We start from the raw sequence: 3,838 nt of genomic DNA on the forward strand, positions 1-3,838 counted from the left end.
AGGGAAAGTATAAGAGTATGTATAAAAGACCCTACACTGATTATTGTTTCCTCAATTCTATAATGGATGATAGAGGAATATTAGTAAAGTTTCCAAATGAAAATATAATGTCTAGAGCATTTACTAAGGTTGGGACAGCTAAAAAATCTCAAGGAAACAGTTTTCGTAAAGGAATTACTATAGATGTCCACGATAAAGAATTAATGGATGAGTATATCGCCCTTAAAGACTTAGGAGATGAGATAGCCCGATTTAAGAAAGAGAGAATAGATGTATTCAAAAACTTAGTTAACAGGAGAAAAAAAGCTCTGAATACTAAAAAGAAGAAATACGATAATAAGTCTGAGGAATTTAAAATACTAGGTAAAAGAGAAAAAGAGATAAAAGCTTTAGAAAAGTCAACAAACGATAGATTTAAAGAATATACTGATAAAAATTATACGAATGAGATAGCTAAGTATGGAAGCCTAACTACTTCCATAAAGTATTATGAGATATTAGCGGATATAGAATTAGTACTGCATATCGAGGCTGACAAAGATGTGATGGAAGACATAAGAGAGAACATATACAACCTAAAAGCTATAGGTAGAAGTGAGGATAATGTAGAGCTAATAGGTGAGGCTAGTATAATTGAATTAAATAAAAAGAAGATAAAACTTAAAAATATTTATTCATCATATATAAAAAGAGAAGTAATAGAAGAAAAGATGATTCTACTGGGTTCAGGAAATAATGAAAGTATAACATCTAGAGGCACAAGGTATCTATTAAATAAAAATTATAAAATTGTAGATGGTCAAAGGATATTCAATAAGGTAAATGTACTTTACACAGGAAACTATAAGACGTCATCAAAACAAGAAAATTATATAGATGATAGTGAAGAAAAAGAATTGATAGTAAGTTTTATTTAGAAACAATCTCTCCCTTCTTATGGTTTCTCCTAAAATTTAGAGAAACCATAGTGGTATTATTGGAATAAAAAAATATAATCTAACCTTTTAGGAAAAAATAATATATTTAGGGGTGGGCATGAATTTAAGTAAGTATATGGCAAAACCGGACAAAACACTGAGGGAACATACCAATGAATTACTGGTTCAATTAGATATATTAAAAGGATTAGGTTATATAAAAGATGATAAGATATATGAATTATCAAGGGTAGCGTGTGAGTACCATGATTATGGTAAGGTTAATCGATATTTCCAAGAAAGAGTAACTGGAAAAAGAAAAAAATTTAGTGCAGATATAGAAATAGGACATAATATACTTTCAGTAATGTTCTTGGACGAAGGTGAATATAAAAAAGAGGATTTTATGGTACTGTATAATGCAATATTAAATCATCATAACTATGTTAATAATATAGAAGTATTAGAAAATGAAGAAGAACTAATTGAAGATAACTTAGAAGGATTTGAAGATAATATATTTGAACCGTATGAAGATTTAGCAGAATTAAAAGATTATATAGATAAGGAGACAAAAGAACTGATACTTGTAAAGGGATTCCTTCATAGGTGTGATTATAGTGCAAGTGCCCAGGGGGAGCTAGAGGTAGAATATAAGAATGATTTTCTTGATAAGTCTTTAAATGGGCTACTTAGTAAGTGGATTGTAGATTGGGAAGCTAGAGGCAGGAAAAAAGAAAAGCCTAGTTGGAATAAATTACAAGAATATTGTAAGAAAAATACAGATAAAAATCTGATTGTTATAGCTCAAACAGGCATGGGTAAGACAGAGGCCGGTCTACATTGGATAGGGAATAATAAGGGATTCTTTGTATTGCCGTTAAGAACAGCTATAAATGCTATATATGAAAGGATAATTAAGGAGATACTTGATAATAAGGGCATAGAAGAAACGATAGCTCTGTCACATTCAGACAGCTTAATCCATTATCTGGAGAATAATAAAAAAGCGAAGAAAGAAAACAGAGAAGAAATAAGGGTTATGGATTATTATTCTCAAACTAGAAATTATGCCCAACCACTTAGTATAACTACACCAGATCAAATATTTGACTTTGTATTTAAATATCCATCATATGAGATGAAAGCAACAATTCTATCTTATTCTAAGATTGTGATAGATGAAATACAGATGTATTCACCAGATCTATTGTCTTATCTAATATATGGATTACACAGAATAAATAAACTAGGTGGAAAATTCTGTATATTAACAGCAACACTGGCTCCATTTATAAAAGATTTTATAGTGGATAAGGTAGGTCCAGTATTTCAAGATGCAACATTTGTAGATGATAGTAGAAGACATCATTTAAAGGTCATAGAAAACGAATTAGATGTAAAATTAATAAAAAAAAATTATGAGAAATATGGTAAAAAAATATTAATTGTATGTAATACCATTAGAAAAGCACAAGAAGTTTATAATAATCTTAGATATTTAAATGATGGAATAGCTACAGATGAAGAGAAGGTTGTAAATTTACTTCACTCAAAGTATACAAAGGAAGATAGAAATAAAAAAGAAAAGAAAATTATAAAATTTGGGGATACAGCTAATATAGATAATGGAATTTGGGTTGCAACTCAGGTTGTAGAGGCTAGTTTAGATATTGATTTTGACTATCTATATACTGAACTATCTGATATAAACGGCCTATTTCAAAGACTAGGTAGGTGCAATAGAAAGGGGGTAAAGAGTGTAGATAAAGTTAATTGCTATATATATACAAATATAGGTAGTAGATCACTTAAAACTTCGTCAAATAGTCGAGGGTTTATATATGAAGAAATATATAATCTTTCTAAAGATTTACTGTTAGAAAAGTTTAAAGAATCTAGAATTATAACTGAAAAGGAAAAAGTTGATATTATAAATAGAACATTTACCACAGAAAATATAAAGGGAAAAGGAAGCTTTTATAGTGACTTTGTAAACTCATATAACCTAGTAGAAAATTTATATCCTGGAGAAATGGATAAGGGGAAAGTAAAAAGAGTGTTTAGGAATATACTGAGTAAAAGTGTTATACCAAAAGATGTCTATGAAATCAATAAAGTATCTATAAAAGAAAAACTTAGGGAGATAGAAGAAAGTAAAAATTATCTAGAAAAGATGCAGAAAATAGAGTGGATAAAAAAGTTTAGTGTATCTCTACAACTCTATGAAATAGATAAGTATAATGAAAAAATTAAGTTAGGGAAATATGAAGAACTAGAAATAGCAGATATTCTCTATGATAAAGAGTATGGAGTGAGAAAAAAACCTAAGTCAGGAATAGAACAAGAATCAAATATCTTTTAAAACTGTCGACATCTGATAGTGTTATAGACCAACGAGGTAGACAGTTCCTTTCTAGATACTATTATTTCTATGCTTTGTTACGGCATTAAAAGAATTATAATATCCTAGAAAGGTAAAAAATTGAATTTTTAGTTAGTTCGACAAAAATACCTCTTGTAAACGAATGGCAATAGGGATATTATCATAACGGGTAATAATCTAACCTTTGAGGAATTTAAATGTGATACCGCATCTAAACAGTTATATCGATAAAAAAGTAATAATCTAACCTTTGAGGAATTTAAATATTAATCAAGCATTAGAGCATAATAACGGTGATATTTCGTAATAATCTAACCTTTGAGGAATTTAAATACTTATCCATAGCACTTGGTAAGCTCGGTAAAAAAGTAATAATCTAACCTTTGAGGAATTTAAATATGATAGGGATTGACAGGATCATAATAAATAATTTTAGTAATAATCTAACCTTTGAGGAATTTAAATGAAATTGTATTTATTTTAGGGTTATTTTTTATTGTCGTAATAATCTAACCTTTGAGGAATTTAAATGTGA

General features: G+C 28.7%; 2 protein-coding genes and 1 CRISPR repeat array. Both genes read left to right on the plus strand.

The features are described 5' to 3' along the window. A partial coding sequence (locus ABZA26_RS09765) for a CRISPR-associated protein Cas5 (protein WP_372714333.1) occupies positions 1–917 on the plus strand: 917 nt, incomplete at its 5' end. A gap of 118 nt (positions 918–1,035) precedes the next feature. Continuing rightward, the gene (gene cas3 / locus ABZA26_RS09770) at positions 1,036–3,282 is read left to right on the plus strand and encodes a CRISPR-associated helicase Cas3' (protein WP_372714334.1); all 2,247 of its coding nucleotides are present in this window, start codon (positions 1,036–1,038) and stop codon (positions 3,280–3,282) included. Between the two features lie 190 nt (positions 3,283–3,472). Beyond that, positions 3,473–3,834: a CRISPR direct-repeat array (repeat unit 30 nt; unit sequence GTAATAATCTAACCTTTGAGGAATTTAAAT). The last annotated feature ends 4 nt before the right edge of the window (positions 3,835–3,838 follow it).

It is taken from the genome of Ilyobacter sp. (assembly GCF_041583315.1).
Classification (GTDB): Bacteria; Fusobacteriota; Fusobacteriia; order Fusobacteriales; family Fusobacteriaceae; genus Ilyobacter.

What these genes read in the sequence shown, in the direction of transcription:
- cas3 (WP_372714334.1), top strand. Translation starts at nt 1,036, where the DNA reads ATGAATTTAAGTAAGTATATGGCAAAACCGGACAAAACACTGAGGGAA.